The 17637-nt window shown below is 57.4% G+C and carries 21 protein-coding genes; 3 read left to right on the top strand and 18 right to left on the bottom strand.

What is annotated here, in order from left to right; translation table 11 throughout:
- Positions 1 to 47: 47 nt before the first annotated feature.
- The 4 genes from WCX18_RS04955 to WCX18_RS04940 form a co-directional block, all read right to left on the bottom strand.
- A complete protein-coding gene (locus WCX18_RS04955) occupies positions 48 to 968 on the bottom strand; it encodes a phosphatase (RefSeq protein WP_345990236.1) in 921 nt (306 codons plus the stop codon).
- A gap of 4 nt (positions 969 to 972) precedes the next feature.
- Positions 973 to 2184, bottom strand: coding sequence for a threonine ammonia-lyase (gene ilvA, locus WCX18_RS04950; RefSeq protein ID WP_345990234.1), 1212 nt, complete (start codon positions 2182 to 2184; stop codon positions 973 to 975).
- A gap of 5 nt (positions 2185 to 2189) precedes the next feature.
- Positions 2190 to 2621 carry a CoA-binding protein gene (locus tag WCX18_RS04945; RefSeq protein WP_345986501.1) on the bottom strand — a complete coding sequence of 144 codons (432 nt, stop codon included), beginning with the start codon at positions 2619 to 2621 and terminating at the stop codon, positions 2190 to 2192.
- A gap of 80 nt (positions 2622 to 2701) precedes the next feature.
- The gene (locus WCX18_RS04940) at positions 2702 to 2989 is read right to left on the bottom strand and encodes a hypothetical protein (protein WP_345990232.1); all 288 of its coding nucleotides are present in this window, start codon (positions 2987 to 2989) and stop codon (positions 2702 to 2704) included.
- Between the two features lie 140 nt (positions 2990 to 3129).
- Here WCX18_RS04940 and WCX18_RS04935 point away from each other — a divergent pair, with 140 nt between their 5' ends.
- The gene (locus WCX18_RS04935) at positions 3130 to 3330 is read left to right on the top strand and encodes a hypothetical protein (RefSeq protein ID WP_345990230.1); all 201 of its coding nucleotides are present in this window, start codon (positions 3130 to 3132) and stop codon (positions 3328 to 3330) included.
- A gap of 29 nt (positions 3331 to 3359) precedes the next feature.
- Here WCX18_RS04935 and WCX18_RS04930 read toward each other — a convergent pair whose 3' ends face one another.
- The 9 genes from WCX18_RS04930 to WCX18_RS04890 all read right to left on the bottom strand — a co-directional run bounded on the left by WCX18_RS04930 (position 3360) and on the right by WCX18_RS04890 (position 12720).
- A complete protein-coding gene (locus WCX18_RS04930; protein WP_345990227.1) occupies positions 3360 to 3653 on the bottom strand; it encodes a hypothetical protein in 294 nt (97 codons plus the stop codon).
- A 90-nt stretch (positions 3654 to 3743) separates the two neighbouring features.
- Entirely contained in the window at positions 3744 to 4457 is a 714-nt protein-coding gene (locus WCX18_RS04925; protein ID WP_345990225.1) for a TIGR02757 family protein, read from the bottom strand.
- Positions 4458 to 4482: 25 nt separating this feature from the next.
- Positions 4483 to 5205 (bottom strand): LPS export ABC transporter ATP-binding protein, encoded by a 723-nt coding sequence (gene lptB / locus WCX18_RS04920; RefSeq protein WP_345990223.1) that lies wholly within the window; start codon positions 5203 to 5205, stop codon positions 4483 to 4485.
- Positions 5198 to 5614: a tRNA (adenosine(37)-N6)-threonylcarbamoyltransferase complex ATPase subunit type 1 TsaE gene (gene tsaE, locus WCX18_RS04915; RefSeq protein WP_345990221.1), complete on the bottom strand. Its 417-nt coding sequence runs from the start codon at positions 5612 to 5614 to the stop codon at positions 5198 to 5200. Before tsaE ends, lptB begins: the two co-directional genes overlap by 8 nt.
- The gene (gene trpD / locus WCX18_RS04910) at positions 5611 to 6597 is read right to left on the bottom strand and encodes an anthranilate phosphoribosyltransferase (protein ID WP_345990219.1); all 987 of its coding nucleotides are present in this window, start codon (positions 6595 to 6597) and stop codon (positions 5611 to 5613) included. The genes tsaE and trpD overlap by 4 nt, the downstream gene beginning before the upstream one ends.
- A complete protein-coding gene (locus tag WCX18_RS04905; RefSeq protein WP_345986493.1) occupies positions 6594 to 6842 on the bottom strand; it encodes an RNA-binding S4 domain-containing protein in 249 nt (82 codons plus the stop codon). The genes trpD and WCX18_RS04905 overlap by 4 nt, the downstream gene beginning before the upstream one ends.
- 35 nt (positions 6843 to 6877) lie before the next feature.
- Positions 6878 to 9472, bottom strand: coding sequence for an ATP-binding protein (locus WCX18_RS04900; RefSeq protein WP_345990217.1), 2595 nt, complete (start codon positions 9470 to 9472; stop codon positions 6878 to 6880).
- A 10-nt stretch (positions 9473 to 9482) separates the two neighbouring features.
- Entirely contained in the window at positions 9483 to 11003 is a 1521-nt protein-coding gene (locus WCX18_RS04895) for an ATP-binding protein (protein ID WP_345990215.1), read from the bottom strand.
- A 10-nt stretch (positions 11004 to 11013) separates the two neighbouring features.
- On the bottom strand, positions 11014 to 12720 hold the full coding sequence (locus WCX18_RS04890; RefSeq protein ID WP_345990213.1) for a YgiQ family radical SAM protein: 1707 nt from the start codon (positions 12718 to 12720) through the stop codon (positions 11014 to 11016).
- A 146-nt stretch (positions 12721 to 12866) separates the two neighbouring features.
- Here WCX18_RS04890 and WCX18_RS04885 point away from each other — a divergent pair, with 146 nt between their 5' ends.
- Positions 12867 to 13298: an iron-sulfur cluster assembly scaffold protein gene (locus WCX18_RS04885; protein ID WP_345990211.1), complete on the top strand. Its 432-nt coding sequence runs from the start codon at positions 12867 to 12869 to the stop codon at positions 13296 to 13298.
- Complete coding sequence (locus WCX18_RS04880; RefSeq protein ID WP_345990209.1) at positions 13295 to 14125, top strand: iron-binding protein; 831 nt, start codon at positions 13295 to 13297, stop codon at positions 14123 to 14125. The genes WCX18_RS04885 and WCX18_RS04880 overlap by 4 nt, the downstream gene beginning before the upstream one ends.
- Here WCX18_RS04880 and WCX18_RS04875 read toward each other — a convergent pair.
- From WCX18_RS04875 to WCX18_RS04855, 5 genes are read right to left on the bottom strand one after another with little or no spacing between them, the layout of a single operon-like run.
- Complete coding sequence (locus WCX18_RS04875) at positions 14107 to 15303, bottom strand: hypothetical protein (RefSeq protein ID WP_345990207.1); 1197 nt, start codon at positions 15301 to 15303, stop codon at positions 14107 to 14109. The genes WCX18_RS04880 and WCX18_RS04875 overlap by 19 nt on opposite strands.
- A gap of 44 nt (positions 15304 to 15347) precedes the next feature.
- Positions 15348 to 16028, bottom strand: coding sequence for a class I SAM-dependent methyltransferase (locus tag WCX18_RS04870; RefSeq protein WP_345990205.1), 681 nt, complete (start codon positions 16026 to 16028; stop codon positions 15348 to 15350).
- Positions 16018 to 16635, bottom strand: coding sequence for an ATP phosphoribosyltransferase (gene hisG, locus WCX18_RS04865; RefSeq protein ID WP_345986485.1), 618 nt, complete (start codon positions 16633 to 16635; stop codon positions 16018 to 16020). Before hisG ends, WCX18_RS04870 begins: the two co-directional genes overlap by 11 nt.
- Positions 16629 to 17267, bottom strand: coding sequence for a type III pantothenate kinase (locus tag WCX18_RS04860; protein WP_345990203.1), 639 nt, complete (start codon positions 17265 to 17267; stop codon positions 16629 to 16631). Before WCX18_RS04860 ends, hisG begins: the two co-directional genes overlap by 7 nt.
- Positions 17252 to 17608 carry a hypothetical protein gene (locus WCX18_RS04855; RefSeq protein WP_345990201.1) on the bottom strand — a complete coding sequence of 119 codons (357 nt, stop codon included), beginning with the start codon at positions 17606 to 17608 and terminating at the stop codon, positions 17252 to 17254. Before WCX18_RS04855 ends, WCX18_RS04860 begins: the two co-directional genes overlap by 16 nt.
- Positions 17609 to 17637 lie beyond the last annotated feature (29 nt).

Genomic DNA, 17637 nt, shown 5'->3' with positions numbered 1-17637 from the left:
GTTAAACAGGGGTAAGTTTTTCGCTTAAAACAGGGGGAATCTGGGATTTAGCCGCGCGCCTCTTCGCAAAAGGCGATCGCAACCCCTTCGCGGACCCCGTCGTCGATCACGACCGCATTATTGTAGTCGAGCACTTCATAGAAAAGTTCGACGATGACGATCCCGGCCACGATCAGCGCTTCGCGTCCGACACCGACATAAAGCGTACGCGTCATTTCATCCAGTGCCAGCAGCTCCTGCAGCGCCTTCTCGCAATCGGGCCTGCTGAGTCTGTAGCCGTTGATCTTGGCCGGATCGTAGCTGTCATAGGTCATCCCCTGCAGGAATGCGGCAATCGTCGTCGGGGTCCCGGCCGTCATCACGAAGGTGAGCGGACGCCCTTTGGTGATGATGTAGGTATCGACGAAGATGTACACCTCCCGCAGCAGTTGCAGCTGCACAAAGGTTCTGATCTCCTCGGGGGCTTCGCACTGCTGGGCCACGGTGACGATGCCGATGGGAAAACTCTTGGAAACCGTCTCCCCGTTTTGGTAGAAGATCACCTCGGTCGAACCGCCGCCGATATCGATCATACAGAGCGACTCCGAGGGGATGCCGAGCTGCGCCAGACGTGCACGGGCAGCCTTCAATGCATAAAAAGCCTCCCGGTCGCCGTCGATAATCTCAAACCGGACCCCGGTCTCATCCGCAATCCGTTCAAGCACTTCATCGCTGTTCTTCGCCATACGCATGGCTGCGGTCGTCACGGCGCGGTAGGGTGTCTTTTCGAGGTCGAACAGCGCATCCGTTTCCTTGAGCGCGTCGATCACCCGCGCGACCGCCCCCTCGTCGATGCGTCCCGTCTCGTGCATCCGGTCGGCGGTCTTGACGATCCGTTCGCTTTGGCGGCCGAAGGTGCCCGTCGCGCAGTCATACTCGATGGCGCGGCAGGTATTCGAGCCCAGATCGATCGCAACGACGTTGGCCATAAAGTCAGTGCCCTTCCTGGCTCAGGTAACCGTGACGGTGCAGGAGATCGCGGATCTGGTTCTGGTGTGCCTCGCCTTTCGTCTCCAGGTGGATCGTCACGTTGGCATCCCCGTAGTCAAGGTCCGTCGAGGTGCGGTCGTAGGCGATGTGGACGATGTTCGCGTTGAGCGATTTGAGCAGTTCCGTCAGCTGCATCAAAGAGCCCGGACGGTCGACCAGGGTGACCGTCAGCTTCATTTTCCGGAAGGATTTGAGCAGACCCTTCTCGATAATAACGGAGAGCAGCGTGACGTCCACATTCCCGCCGGAAAGCACCACGGCCACTTTTTTGCCGACGAGGTGCGGCAGCTTTTTGTGCAGCAGTGCCGCAACACCGACCGCCCCCGCCCCTTCGACCGAGAGCTTCTGTTTCTCCAGCAGGAAGAGGATCGCGTTGGCAATCTCCTCGTCATCGACACCGATAAAGCGGTCGACGCTCTCCAGGATGTACTCCAGCGTTTTCGGCGACGTGTCGCGCACAGCGATCCCGTCGGCGATGGTGCGCACGGAGGTCGTATCGATCGGCCGTTTTGCTTCAAAGGACTGGCGCATCGCGGGGGCACCGGTCGCACTGACGCCGATGACCTCGATGGAGGGGTCAAGATGCTTGACAGCCGCTGCGACACCGCTGATGAGCCCGCCGCCCCCGACAGGGACGACCACCGCATCGGGGCGTTCACCTGCTGCCAACAGCTCCATGCCTATTGTTCCCTGCCCCGCAATGACTTCGTCATCTTCGAACGGGTGGACGAACTCCAGTCCGTGCTCCGTGCCGTACGCAACGGCATGGGCATAGGCTTCATCATAGTTGTTGCCGTGCAGGATAACTTCCGCCCCGTAATAGCGCACACCGTCCACCTTCGTGAGCGGTGTCGATTCCGGCATCACGATCACGGCCCGGATCCCGAACTGCGCCGCGGAGTAGGCGACCCCTTGGGCATGGTTGCCCGCGCTCGCTGCGACAACGCCGCGTGCGCGTTCCGTGTCGCTCAGTGATGCGATCTTGTTGTAGGCCCCGCGGATCTTGAACGCACCGGTAATCTGGAGGTTCTCCTTCTTGAGGTAGACCTCGCAGCCGCTCATTTCGCTGAGATACGGTGCAAAGGCGTAGGGGGTTTTCGTCACGACGCCGCCGATGCGTTCGGCGGCCTGTTCGATCTTGCTGAAGGGGAACAACGGCGTTATCCCAGAAGATGGCGGTGTTCGACCATCGTACAGTGGTTCTGGACAACTTTCATACCCGCCTGCTCCGCTTTTTCGGCTGCAGCGTTGTTGACGATCCCCTTCTGCGCCCAGAAAAACTTCACGTCGCCGCGCGCGATGCAGGCATCTGCGACGGCATCCAGGGCCGCCGGTTTGCGGAAGATATCGACCATATCGACCGGGAAGGGGATCTCGGCCAGGGAGCGGTAGACCTTTTCGCCGAGGATCTCATCCTCTTTCGGGTAGACCGGGACGATCTTGAAGCCCGCCTCTTTGAGGTATTTCGCTACACGGTGGCTGTCCTTGCTCTCGTCCGGGGAGAGGCCCAGAACGGCGATCGTCTTGGTCGCTTCAAACATCGCCTTGATCTCATCGCTGTTGGCATTGACCGTCGGAAATTCGCACTCCATATCGTTCCTTTTTTTCGGGAATTATAGCACTTTCTCCCGCCCCCTTCGGTAAAGGGGTGCTCCCCTGCCGCAGTACAGCGTCACTCCGTCGTTTTCGGCGCCGGTTCATCCCCTTTTTTCTTTTTGGCGAACCCCGCCCCTTTTTTTGTTTTGGCCTGCAGCGCCAGCGCTTCCACCACGGGTGTGTACGCCATCCCATTTTTCTTCATCTCGGCAAAACAGGCGGCGATGACGGCGATCGTATTGGGCACTTCGCCCTTCTTCTTGTACGACTGCAGGTTCTTTTCGCTCACTTTGATCAACTTGCTGAATTTCGGCAGCGTGATCTCCGCATCCAGAAGAAGTTTTTTGAACTCGATAAAGGTCATTACGCACCCTCCCGGTTCCTTATTTTGTATTATTTTATTTCTTTTCTCCTTATATCATTGACATAAATCTATTAAACATGTACTATGGTAATAATTTATTACTATTTTGCAGTAATAAAAACCACCTACAGGGAGAAAGAATGGCAAAAGTCCTGAAGAAAAAAGCGGTAGCAAAAGTGGCGAAAAAGGCGATAAAAAAGGCCGTTGCGAACAACGTACTGAAGAAAAAAGCCGCAAAAAAAGTGGCGAAGAAAGTGACGAAGATCGTCCTGAAAGAGAAACCTTCAAAGGTCAAAGTCGCGAAAAAAGCGGCGAAAAAAGCGGTCAAAAAAGCGGCCTGACCCCCCTCTGCCGCAGCGCTGCGGCGGCATCAATCCAACAGCTCTTCCAATTTGTTCACAAGATCGCCGACACACTGTTCCAGACGCCCCTGCGTATATTTGAGCGTGAACTGATACCCCATCCCGCCGGGCCCCGCATCGCTGACATTGCAGCTGATCAGGACGACAGCATCGCTGTACGCGGCATCGAACTGCCACACAATCGCATTGGCATCCGCGAGTATATGGCGTTTGTCCGCCAATCCGCTGACCAGCTGGTTGTTGACGGACTGGTTTTTCATCGCCACGACCGAGATGGCGTAGAGATACTGTTTTTCCAACATGGGACTCTCCGTTTGGTGTTCTACCTGCGCATAGTAGCGTTTTTTTATTTCAGACGCACTCCTGTGCTAAATCCGGCTATCGTCCCAGTGTCAGAGTACTTTTTCCTGACCGAGCCTGTAGAGGGCGAAATCGTACTTGACCGGATCGGCAGGGTCGAAGGTTTTGAGGGTCCGGGTCAGCTCCACGACAGATTGAAGGTCATAGGTTTTCCGTTGCAGCAGCCCCAGGCGGCGGGAGACGTTGAAAGTGTGGGTATCCAGAGGCATCAGCAGGTCGGCCTTGTCGACGCCTTCCCAGAGCCCGAAATCGATAGCATCGCTGCGCACCATCCAGCGCAGGAACATCAGCCACCGTTTCATCGGTGCTCCGCCCCTGTACTTCGTCACTTCGCTGCCGACAAGGAACCGGTAGCCGCGGCTTTCATAATCGTTCAGCTCCCGCATGGCCGAGATCAAAGCATTCAGACCGTCGATCACGGAACGGTTCCTCCCGTACGCTTCCGTAAAGAGTGCTTCCATATCCGCATCGAGCCTCAGACGCCGCAGGGTGATAAAGAACTCGGTAATATCCTTACGGTTCTGGAAACGGTAGTAATAGCCCTCGAAAGCGCTCCGAATCACGGCTTCGTCCGCATCGAGCAGGGAAAAATCGAGGCGGTCGAGGAAACGGACGATCAGGTCGGCGCGCCCGTAGGCGAAAAGCGCACATGCGAGTGCGCTGTAGGGCTCCCTGTAGCGCTGTGCGACAAGGATGGGGTCAGGCCGCTCGTAGGAAATCTCCAGCGCATGGTTGCGCTGCCGCATCTCCCTATCCAGCAGCGCCTTCAGATCAGAATTTGAACGACTCGCCAAGGTAGTGCCGCCGGACATCCTCGTTGACCATGATCTCGGCGCTCGAACCCGACGCGAGCAGCGTGCCGCTCTTGATGACGTAGGCGCGGTCGCAGACGTCGAGGGTCTCGCGGACGTTGTGGTCGGTGATCAGTACGCCGATGTCATGTTTGACCAGCTGTTCGACGACTTTCTGGATATCGAGGACGGCGAGCGGGTCGACCCCGGCAAAAGGTTCGTCCAGCAGTAAGAAGCGCGGACGGGCCACCAGGGCGCGGGCGATCTCGGCGCGGCGGCGCTCCCCGCCCGAGAGGCTGATCCCCTTGCGGTAGCGGATCGGTTCGATGTTGAAGATATCGAGCATCTCCTCGATGCGGTCGAGCTGCTCTTTTTTGTTGCTGATGACCGCCTGCGCCGCGACCATCAGGTTCTCTTCAACCGTGAGGTCCTTGAAGATGGAAGCTTCCTGCGGCAGGTAGCCTATTCCCGACCGGGCGCGGGCATGCATCGGGTAGCCGGAAATATTCTTCTCGTCGATGAAGACCTCGCCCCCCGTCGCTTCGACGAGACCGCAGATCATGTAGAAGGTCGTCGTTTTGCCGGCGCCGTTGGGGCCGAGCAGGCCGACGACCTCCCCGGTATTGACCTCCAGGGAGACCCCACGGACGATTTCGGTCTGTTTGATCGTTTTGACCAACTCCTGGGCACTCAGTTTATGCATGGTACACCTTGTAACAGCGTGCGTCGGGCGCACATTTTTCGATTTCAATCACAATGGCGGGGATCTCCGCCATCTTCAGCATCTCTATGAGGGTCTCGTCCCCCCACTCGATGAAATGATACCCCGGTTTTTCCAGCTCTTCAAGCAGCCCCAGGGCGAGGAAATGCTCGATACCGTGGTTATAGATGTCATAGTGGAACATCTGGTCGCCGTAGCACTGCTGCAGCGAAAAGGTCGGCGACGTCACCGGCTCGTCGATGTCGAGATGGCGCGCCGCGGCCTGGGTCAGCGTCGTCTTGCCACTGGCAAGGTCGCCCTGCAGTATGACGACCCCGCCCCGCGGCAGCGCGTCCATCATGGCACCGACCACCCGGTCCAGATCCTCCCGGCCGCATTTGAGCTGTCTCACAGTTTCGCGGAGACCTCGATGATCTGCGCCAGCTTGGCTTTCGCCCGGCCGCTCTGCAGCCCCTCGTCGGCCATCTCAAGCCCCTCCTGGATATCCCGCGCCTTCCCGTCGACGATGAAGGCGTTGGCCGCATTGATGCGGACAATATCGCGCTGCGCGTCGGTGGCGCGGTTATCGAAGATGTTCCGCAGGATCGCGGCATTCGCTTCCCCGTCGCCGCCGACGATCGCTTCGAGAGGCTGGCGCGCGATGCCGTAGCGAGCCGGATCGATCTCATACTCGGTCATGCCGCCGGCATCGACGCGGGCCGCGTAGGTGATGTCGGAGATACTGATCTCGTCCATCCGCTCTTTCGAACTGACGACGATCGCCGACTTCACCTCGTTGATCATCAGCGCCTCCGCGATCTTCGGCACGAAGCTTTTATCGAAGACGCCGAGCATGATCTTCCCGACGCCGGCGGGGTTCGTCAGGGGGCCCAGGACGTTAAAGATCGTTTTTTCCGGGATGCTTTTGCGCACCGGCATGATGAACTTCATGGCCGGGTGGTGGTTCTGGGCGAACATAAAGGTGAAGCCCGTCTCCTCGAGCAGGCGCGCGCTTTGTTCGATGCCCAGGTCCAGGCGTACGCCGAGGGCTTCGAACATATCGGCACTGCCGGACTTGGAGGTGACAGAGCGGCTGCCGTGCTTGGCGACATAGGAGCCCATCGAGGCGCAGAGCAGCGCCACCGTCGACGAGATATTGAAACTGCCGATCTTGTCCCCGCCGGTACCGACGATATCGATCAGCTCCGGGCGCAGTGTTTCGTCCACGGGCAGGGCGATGGCATTGGCGCGCATCACGGACGCAGCAGCGGCCAGCACCTCGACCGGCATCGTCTCGTCCAGTTTCATCGAAAGCAGGAAATCGCGCATCTGCGCGTCGTCCATTTCATGCCGGAAAAGGCGTTCAAACGCGGCTTTGGCTTCACTGTAGGTCAATTCAGTTCCTTTACGTATTCGCTTTGCATCGATTTGGGTGTGGATTTCGTCGTCGGGATCTGCAGCACTTCGTAGCGCTTCTCCCCCTTGAGGTAAGCAATGGCGATGACATCCCCCACCGCGACGTTCTTGCTCGGCTTGACGCTCTGGCCGTTGATGCTGACGACCCCGTTGGCGAGCATGTCCTGCGCCACGGTGCGGCGCTTGGTGATATTGACCGCATTCAGAAATTTGTCTATTCTCATGCGGTAATTGTAGGGAATGATTACTAAATCCGCCGTTACGGCAGATACTTTCTCGCCTCTTTCAGGACATCATGCAGGTGGCGGTCGAATTCATGCTTCAACGCCTGCAGCTTGCTGTTCTCCAAGTTCCGCGACAGGCCGACGTTCAGGGCCTCGCACACCTGCACCATGTGGTTCGCACCGATGTTCGCGCTGACGCCTTTGATATCGTGTGCCAGTTTTTTGGCGGCGTCCGTATTCCCCGTCTTCATGAAGATCTCCAATGTCTGGTCCGCACTGGCGTAGAGCTTGACGTACTCTTCGAGGATTTCGCCGTAAAGCTCCGCATCCCCGCTGGCACGCATCAGGCCATCCTTCGCCGCCAGGACTTCCGTGTTGACGAACGGCGTCTCCTTGAGCGGCGACTGCGCCTTCTTGACGGTAGGAGTAACCGTCTTGATAAAGCGGCTGAACACGGTGTAGAGCCGTCCGACCTGCACCGGTTTGGTCAGGTGGGCGTTCATGCCGATCGCGTACATCTTCGCAATCTCCTCGGGCAGCCCGAGCCCGGTCAGCGAGACGATCGGCATCTCATCGTACTGCGCATCGGCACGGATATGGCGTGTCGCCTCGTACCCGTCCATGACCGGCATGTTGATATCCATAAGGACCAGGTCGAAACGGTTCTTCGGATCCTGCACCGCTTCGAGCGCTTCCACGCCGTCGCCGGCGATAGTCACCTTGATGCCGCTGCCGTTGAAGAGGCTCAGCAGTACCTTCTGGTTGATCAGGTTGTCTTCGACGATCAGAACGGATGCCCCGGCAAAGACGCCGAAGCTCTGTTTCGAAATGTTCGGTGTTTCCGGAACGTCCTCATAGTGCTGCGGTTCCGTAAACGCCTTCGGCGACGTATGCCTCGGCGTCACGCCCTCGGTGTCGACCTCTTTGATACTGTCTTCGAAAAGGTCGACGATCAGGTCGTAGATACGCTGCAGGTTCAGCGGTTTCATGATGCGCGCATCGATGAGCGTTTTGAGCGACGAAACGTCATGCGGTTCGTTGATCATGCTCCCCGCCAGGACGACCTTGTTATTGGTTTCACTCTTGACCCTCTTGATCAGGGCCTGAACGTCCGGCGTGAAAGCATCCTCGGCAATGATGACAACTTCGCTTTCAAAGAGGATGTCGCTTTTGTTCCGGATCGCCCCCAGTGAGCGAACGCTGACGTCGTTTTTGAAGTACTCCAGCATTTTTTTGAGCGCGTCCGCCGCCGTCGGCTGAACCTCGACGATCACGAAGCTGTGCCCCGTGAAGGCCTTGGCCGGGAGACGGTAGTGGCGTTTTTCATTGACGTCAGGCACATCGAACGGGATCGTCAGGATAAAGTCGCTTCCTTTGTTCATGACGCTTTTGATCTCGATGGTACCGCCCATCATGTCGATCAGTGCCCGGGAGATATAGAGCCCCAGGCCCGTCTCTTTGAGATCGTTGGCCGAAGAGAAGGGCTCGAAGATATCGTTGAAACGGTTCGGATCGATCCCGACCCCCGTGTCGGAGATGACGAACTCCAGCATCACTTTCCCGCCTTTGTCCTCCAGGCGGCGGATATGCAGCCGCACCTCCCCGTCCACGGTGAATTTCATGGCGTTGCTCATCAGGTTGGTGAGCACCTGCCCCAGCCGTAGCGAGTCACCGATGAATTTGGCCGGGACCCCCTTCTCGATATCAAAGATAAATTCGATGTTGCTGCCGCGCGCACGGTTACTGACCGTCCCCGCCATCTCGTCGAGGACGTTGTTGATGTTGAACAGCTCATGGCGCAGTTTGACCTTGTTGGACTTGAGGTTCAGAAAGTCGATCAGGTCGTTGGTGATGTCCAGGAGCAGTTCATCGGAATTTTTGATCTTTTCCAGTTCGCGGCTCTGCACCGGGTCGAGTTTCGTCTGCAGAATCTTTTCGCTGCTGCTGCCGATCTCCTTGGCAGGCTGCCGTATCTTCTCGCCGACGTTGACCATAATGTCTTCTTGATGCTCGAGCATCTGCTCAAGCTCTTCATGCTCTTTTTTGAGCACGTGGCTTATCTTTGAGAGCTTCCGCCTCTGATAGAGACTGTAGGCGACGAGCAGCAGCAGGAGCAGCGCCATCACTGCCAGTGCCATCAAGATCTTTTCAGACGCAATCCCTTTGGCCGGCCTGTCAACATAGACGGTCTTCACCTCCGGTTCGGCCGGGATATAGACGGTCTTGATCTCGGGTTCGGCGGGAACGTAGACCGTCCGCACCTCCACCTTCGGTTCCGGTTCGGATGCCGCCGCTTCGTCCCCGCGGTGGGTGTAAACATAGGCGTCCGGGAAGTAACGCTGTACCTTCTCCAGCATCCTGGAGACGACTTCGCTGTCGCGGATCGGCTCGATACTGGCAATGTAGTAGCGCCCCGAACGGCGGCTGACGACCTCGAAATGCTCACGGGCCTGTGCTTTGACGATGTAGGGGTCTTCGGCAAATTTCCGTTGCAGGGTATGGACATGGATATCCATTTCCGATTTGCTGTTGCCCGCGGCAACAACGATGTTCATGTAGGGTTCCGCCGCCATGACGGCGAGCGATGCGGCGGCGATCATCACCACCGTAATCAAACGTACAATATTCATCCGCCACCCCCTAACGGATTTTGTATTTCGATTGCTCGATGAACTGATCGAGAGACGCAATCGTTTGTTTGAGAATAAAGCCTACGGCATTCGTCAGGGCGTCAATATCTTCCGCGTTCCGCTCCCGGCACGCGGTTTCGAGCAGATCGGCCAGGCAGGCGAGTTTGTAGACACCGAGTTCGGCGAGGGGCTGTTTCATCTTGGAACAGTACTCCGCAGCCTCCCCGAGCTGTCCCTGGTCGATCATCCCCATGAGCACACGGTCGGCCTTGACATATTTCCAGATCGCCTCTTTGAGCTTCTCGACAAAGGCGGCGTAATCGTTGCCGCAGTTGGCCAGGCCGTCCGCGGCAACGAAGAACTGATGGGACGATTTGCAGAAGACGCCATGGTCGTTTTTCTCCCCGGCGCCCCGGCTCTCAAGCGCCCTTCCGCTGAGGAAGGCTTCCACGGTTGATACGACCTTTGCTTTAACCGGTTCGGCTGCTGCAGGCACCGTCTCTTCAACGGACACTTCCGGTACCGTTACTTCCGCAGCGGGTTCCGCCGTTTCCATTTCCGCTTCGGCTTCGGTGCCGAGCGCATCGGAATAGAGCGCGACAAGCATCTCAAAGACGAACTGCTGGGTGAAAGGCTTGTAGATCAACCAGTCGACGTACTCGAGGGCGCGGTCTTCGACATCCTGGTGTTTGATCATGCTTTCGATCATAACGATTTTGGGGCACGCTTCTCCCAGCTTCTGGATGTCCGCGTAGAGTTCGTCACTCCAATACTCGGAGGAGACCATGACGATGTCGTACGACTCCATGAACGCCAGGTCGGCGGTTTTGCCGACAGTGACGTCATGACGGAAATACTCGAGCATCGGGACCACCGCCTTTGCACTGCCGATATCGTTATCAACGACCAGAGTTTTGCGCCCGACTCCCTCTTTGTTGGGCAGGCGGTAGTGGCGTTTCTCCGTGAGGTCTTCGGCGGAAAGCAGCAGGTGGAAATTGACGCGCGTCCCTTTTTTCGGCCGGCTGGTCAGGCGGATACTCCCCTGCATGGCGTGCACGATATCACGGGCGCGCTGCAGCCCGCTGCCGCGAATCTCAAACGCGCCCGCCGGGCTGTCGCTGGTCAGCATCGGCATCAGCCGTTTTTCCACCACCGTTTCGTCCATGCCCACACCGTAGTCGATAACCTCGAAATGGAGTTCCAGTGCCTCTTCATTGTTTTCATTCCGGCTGATCTGGACAACGACGTCTTCGCGTTTGTCGGTGAAATCGATGGCATTCCCGATAATGTCGGTCAAAAGACGGGAAAGCTTGTAACGGTCACCGATCACGGCGGAAGGGACATTTTTCTTCATGCGGTAGACAATGGAGATGCGCTTCTCCTGCGCATCGAGGGAGAGGATATTCGCGACATCGCGCAAGGTATCATTGAGGTTGAACGGAGCGTCTTGAAGTTCAATCTCCTCGACCGAGGCGGTCTCCTGGGGCCTCGACGTCTCTTTTTTCTTGAATAGCTTTCCAAATAGTGCCAATTGGACTCCTTTAACTGGCGAAACCGCTCCTAAACTGCTGTTTTTTGACGACTATCTCTTTTTGCTTCTCTTTGCGGCGCGTATCTTTCTCAACAAAGATACGTTTGCGCGTTACCGGATCCAGCTCCGTGTAATACATCACCGACGACCACGTCCCCGGCGTCGGCGTAAACACCTGTGCCTGTTCCGGATTCATCTTGAGCTCTTCGGACGTAAAGCGTTTCAGCTCATGCATGTCCGCTTCCGTACAGCCAGGATGTGCCGCAATAAGATAGTACGTTAAAAACTGCTTTTTCCCCTCATCTGCGTTAAGTTTATCATAAAGCTTTTTAAAATCGATCAGCGTCTGTTTTCCCGGCTTGCCCATGAGGTCCAGAACATGCTGCTGGGTGTGCTCCGGTGCCACTTTCATCTGCCCGGAAATATGGTGGCGGACGAGCTCCTTGAGGTAGTCATAGCCGTAACGTTTGTCCTCGTTGATCAGGTCGTAGCGGATCCCCGAAGCGACAAAAGCCTTTTTGATCCCCGGCACTTCCCGCACCTGGCGCAGCAGATTGATGTTGCGGGAGTGGTCCACCTTCATCGACGAGCAGAGGTGGCGCGAATCGACACAGCGCTGGTGGTCGCAGGTGCCGAGTTTGAGCTTCTTGTTGCACTCGTAGCCGTACATATTCGCCGTCGGCCCGCCGACATCGGAGATGATCCCTTTGAAATCCTTGTACTCGGTGAAGGCCTTCGCCTCGCCGACGATGGAGGCTTCCGAACGGGTGCGGATGGTGCGTCCCTGGTGCACGCCGATGGCGCAGAAGTTGCATTCGCCCCAGCACCCCTGGTGCGTCATGATGGAGAACTTGATCGTCTCGAGGCACTTCACCTCCCCCGCTTTCCGGTGAAAGGGGTGCAGTTCCCGCGTAAAAGGCATGGCGGAGAGGCCGTCCATCTCAGGCTCGCTGAGGTAGTCGCAGGGCGGGTTCTGGATCAGGTAACGCCCGTCGACCTCCTCGCAGAGCCCTTTGGCGGAGATGGGATCGTTGTTGTCGTAGAAGTACTGGAACATATCGATATAGCGTTCCTTCTCCTTCAGACACTCGGCGTGGGAGGGGAGCTGAATGTAATCGGGCTCCGGCGTTTTGGAAACGTAGCAGACCCCGCGCACCTTCATCGGCTCTTCCCCCTTTTCCAGGGTGTGGACCAGGTCCAGCAGCGCGATCTCCCCCATCCCGTAGATCAGGTAATCCGCTTTGGCATCAAAGAGAATCGGTTTGCGCAGCTTGTTGCTCCAGTAATCGTAGTGCGTGATGCGGCGCAGGCTTGCTTCGATGCCCCCAAGGACGATCGGGGCCGTGTTTTTGAAATGGCGGCGGATCAGGTTCGTATAGACCAGGGTCGCGCGGTCGGGACGCCTGTCGTTTTTGCCGCCGGGAGTGTAATCGTCGCTGTTGCGGAACTTCTTCGTCGCGGTGTAGTTGGAAACCATCGAGTCGACGCTGCCGCCGCTCACGCCCCAGAAGAGCCTGGGCTCGCCGAGACGCGCGATGTCGTCGCCGCTTTCAATGTCGGGCTGGCCGATGATCCCGACCCGGTACCCCTCGCGCTCCAGGATACGCCCCACCATCGCCACGCCGATAAAGGGCGAGTCGATATAGGCATCCCCGCTGACCAGGATGACGTCCAGCTGTTCCCATCCGCGGCGTTGCATCTCCTCGGGGGTCGTCACCAGAAAATCTTTGGCAGTAAAACCGTTGTCTTGGACGGGTTTGCGGCGGCTCAGGGCATCTCCTTGGCAGAAGCGACCTGCACGGCGCTCCCTCTAAGTATTTAAGGTTAGAATAATAGCACAAGAAGTGTACACAGGGGGCGCGGATGGAACTCAGCGAAGAGATTATCGAACATATGATGCAGCCGAAAAACTACGGCAAACTGGAGGCACCCGGCGGGGTCGGCCTCGGCTATGATGACCGCAGCGGCGAGTACGTCATCCTCTACCTCGGGCAGGATCCCAAAGCCGTCGGCGAGATCGCCTTCGCGACCAACGGCTGCCAGGACACCGTCGTGCTCGGTTCCGTCTTCACCGAAATGGTCAAGGGCGCGAGCGTCGACGAAGCGATCCGTATCATGCACAGCATGGAGCAACAGGTCGCCGGGGCCCCCGAAAAACAGCGGGCCTGCTCCGAGCTCGTGCTCACCGCGTTCAAAGCCGCCCTGCAGAACCTCGCCCACCGTGCGGCCGGGGGAGAAGAGGAGCTTCACAAACTCCCCATCGCCAGCAGCTGTGCGACGGAGGAAGAAGAATGACCCCGGCGATCTTCGAACGCAAACACGCCCTCTGGCTCAACGTGCTTTTCACCTCCTTCATGATTGAAGACGAAGCGGTCAAATCCGAGCTCTACGACCACGCCCAGATCGCCTTCAGGCATCTGCGCTGGATCGCACGGGAACTGGCAGAGAACGGTACCGCCTACACCTATGACCGCGACATCGATCTGGGTCGCCCAGCCGACAATGCCGAAGCCCTGCACGCCCTGGGCGCGGCCGTCAAAGCGACCATGGCCGCCTATCCCGATTCGGCGCTCTCGGCACGGATGATCACCGACGACCAGTACCTCATCGCCAGGCTGGAGACACTGCGTGCGCGTCCCGACAGCAATGCGCCTATTACGGCCTTCGACCGCCACCGTACCCTGCCGGGCAAAACGCTTGATACCGCTCAGACCGATGCCCTCACCCTTTTCCTGTTCGAGGAGTCCTATAAAGAGTACGAACTGATCCTCATTTACGCCTATATGCAGAATGAAAGCCGTGATCTTCTGGAGCGCGACATCTACCAGGACCTCATCGACGAGTCCCAGTTCCATCTTAAATCGTTCGGGAACATGATGGCGAAGATGGGGATCCTTGCCCTGCCCCGTCCCCTGCATGAGCAGACCTACAAGATCACCGACATCGAGGCGTTTATCCGAAACGGCATCAGTGAAGAGGAGAATGCCAAGGAGCAGTGCCGTTCCCTCGCCGAAGCGGTCAGGGACGAGGAGCTCTCCGCCTTCTTCGATTTCATCAACTTCCAGGAGAGCTACCATATCGAACTGATGAAAAAACTGCTGGCTCAGGTATCGCCGAAATAGATCTCCAGCCAGAACCGGCAGACGTAGTTCGGTCCCCAGTTGTACTGCATGTCATAATCGATCCGGGGGTTGATCTCATAAAAGAGCCATGACCGCAGGAACGACTGTTTCCAGCCGACGCCGACGCTGTACCGGTAAATGCCCGGTGTCATCTGGGCGGCGGTGCTGTTCGTGTCACTGCTCTGGACAGCATCGACCTCGGTACGCCCCGATGCGGACACATAGGTCCGGAACCCCGCGCCGAAGCGCCGGGTCTTGAAGTAGGAGATCGCCCCCATATACCCCATGCCGACCTTGTCGGTCTCGGTGGAGCGCTGCAGCTGCAGACGCACCATCTCTTCTCGTGAGATTCGCCGGTCGAAATAGAGGTCGCTCTCTTCGTAAAACTTTCGTTTGACGGAGTAGTCCACATACTGTACCGGCCGAATGAGCCAGTCATAAAAGTTCATGGGATATTCGACGCGCCACTGCGTGAAAGGGTTGGTCATTCCCCGGAAACCGATGGAAACGCTTGATTTCAGATTCTTGACGGCATCCGGGATGTAGTAGCGCGCCCCCACCCCGGTCGTCTCATCGATCTGCCCGTTTTCGGAGACGACATCTTTGTCCTTGTCCGCCAAAGGGTCCCCGATAAAGATCTGCAGCCGGTCCTGGGTGCGGGGCAGTTTCATCGCGAACCGGACATTATTGAGAAACGATTCGCCCGCCTTCTCGTTGTACTCAACCCCTGCGCGCAATATGAGATAGCTTCCTTCATTGCTGTAGAGGAAAGTGTCATCATGAAAGAGCCGGTTGAAGTAGCCCGAGATCCCTTCACTGGCATTACCGTCCCGGGGGACTCTATGGCGCTTTTTTTTCGTTTCGCCGCCGCTCCAGCTGAGAATCTGCACATCTGCATTGGCCGAGAGCACATGCACCTTCTGGGTCACATCCGCATGGAACGCGTCAACATACTCCATGCCGCTCTCCAGCCACCCCTTTTTCTCATCCAGGCGCGTCTGCCACTCATAGATGCTGATCGCCCTGTGGACATTGACTTCATTGACGAGGGCGCTGCAGTCGCATTCGGGAACAGGGGCGTCGAAGACGGATGGAAAAGAGGACGGCTCCTCCTCTGCAGACAGGAACAGCGCCACGATGAGAAACAGAAAAAGGTTAACGTGCCCCGGCATTTTCATGCCAAGAGTATAACATTACGGCGCCGTTTTCACGCAGGGGGGATTCAGACCGCCTGAAACACCAGCAGCATTTTGTCGTTCGTGTCGTAAAGCGAGATATTTTTATAGTGGGTCAGTTTGAGGTTCGGCACGTTGCGGAAACGTTTGAGCGGGTGGAACCACTGCACGATCTCCGACTGCTCCTTCATGTAGCACTCCGGCGACGTTTTCGTAAAGAGGGTGAATTCGGTGTGCAGTTCTTCGGATTCGAAATAGGCATCGACGGCCAGGAAATGGTTTTCATCCTCGTTGGTCATCGTCCCCTCGGCGACATCCGTGAAGCCGTGCAGGGTGTTGATGTCGGCAATGAAGATCCCGCCGGGGTTGAGCCGCTGCGCCACGCACTGCAAAAAGATGAAGAGTCCGTCCTTGTCGAGGAAGTTGAGCACGTCAAAAACGGCCACCGCCGCGTCGTAGCTCCCCTCGACTTCGCAGATCCCTTTTTTTGCGGCCGTCAATCCTTTGGCCGCCGCGGCCTCGACCATCACCGCACTCTGGTCGATGCCGGTGCAGACCATGCCGAGCTCCTGCGCTTTTTCCATCAGGAAGCCCCGGCCGCAGCCGATGTCGAGCAGTGTTTTGACCGGGTAGTTTTTCAGGGTCTGAATATAGAGATCGTGCAGCCGCTCGGTCGACTCCTCAATGCCGAGCAGGTGTTCCGCTTTCGCGTAGAGGTCAAGACTCACTGATCACCTTGTTGATCTTCTCGTAGATGTCGAGGATCTCCGCTTTTTTCTCGAAGTAGCTGTTCTTGTTCGCGATCAGATGCGTCGTCGACTCCATGATCTCCTCGACGACCTCCAGGCCGTTCTGCTTCATCGTCGTTCCCGTTTCGACGATATCGACGATCATATCCGCCAGCCCGACCAGCGGGGCCAGTTCGATGGAGCCGTAGAGTTTGATGACATCGGCGGCAACGGCGCGTTCGGCGAAGTAGCGCTTGGTGATGTTGACCATCTTGGTCGCGACTTTGATCTCGGGCTTGGTGAGGTCGAGCTTTTCGCCCTGTTTCATGCCGATGGCGACCCGGCAGTAGCCGCGCCCGAGGTCCAGCAGGCGGATGACATCGAGCCCCTGCTCTTCAAGCGTATCGAGCCCCACGACGCCGATATCGGCGGCCTGGTGGTAGACATACGTCGCCACATCCTGGTTGCGTACCAGCAGGAAACGGAAGTTCGGCGTATCGAGAATCAGCTTGCGGTCATCGAAGGCGAACTTCTCTCCGAAAATCGTCTCGAAAATCTCGAGGGTCTCTTTGGCGATTCTGCCCTTGGGCAGCGCGACGGTCAACATAGTCCAGCCTTTTGAATGATCTTTTTCATGCCCGAAAACAGCAGCAGCGGTTCATGGTTCGGCGCGCCGAACAGCGGCATGAGCTCCAATGCGTTCCCGCCGGTGAGGTAGACCGGCAGACCGTATGCGCGCACTTCGCGGGCCAGCAGCCCCAGTGCGCCGTAACTGATCGCATCTTTCGTATTTTTCGGCATTTTATCCAATTGCATATCAAAATTGAATGAGCTGTCCAGGCGCGGGGAGATGCGGCGGTAGGTCTCAGAAAGCGCCGAAACGCCCGGGTAGATGAATCCCCCCTCGAAACGGCCGCCGCGTACGACGTCCACGGTGATGGCACTGCCCGCATCGACGATGACCCCCTCTTCCACCGCTTCGCAGGCCGCGACGCGGTCGATGCCCATCGTCGCATAGTAATCCTCCCACGCAATGAAGGGGCGCAGGTCGGTCCAGTTTTCCAGGCTATCGAGGCGGGGCTGCAACGCGGCATTGACGTTGATGTAATAGACGGGAACGGTCACTTCGGCGGGGTCAAACGTGGCGGCCGGTTCTCTATAGTCACGCCCGCTTTCTTCGTCGTAAAAATGCAAAGAGGTGTTGCCGATGTCGCACAGCAGCATCAGATAAGCTTCCACCCCTGCTGCTTGAAGGCGGCTTCGGCTTTGGAGCAGAGCGGTGCGTCGAGCATCAGAACCCGCTGTTTGAAGGCATGGTCGACGTAGAGTTCCAGCTTGCGCAGGATCATTTCGAACTTCTCGACATCTTTCATCACGACCCGGCTCTTCTGGGCGACTACAAAGATCGCGGTGTAATACCCCTGGCGGTCCGTGGCGTTGAAGAGACGGATCTTGTTACGTATCCCCAGCGCTTTGGGCGGCACTTCATCCAGTTTTTTATAGATGAGTCCTTTGGCGTTGAGGCGGTCGATGATGGGTTTGAACATGGTGCGTGTCTCTTCGAAATGGAGCATTTTCATAGCGCCATTATAGCGCATGAAGCGTTGCA

The organism is Sulfurimonas sp. HSL1-2, from assembly GCF_039645565.1.
GTDB lineage: Bacteria > Campylobacterota > Campylobacteria > Campylobacterales > Sulfurimonadaceae > Thiomicrolovo > Thiomicrolovo zhangzhouensis.
Note: the sequence above shows the minus strand (reverse complement) of the source record. Positions and strands in the feature narration are given on the sequence as shown.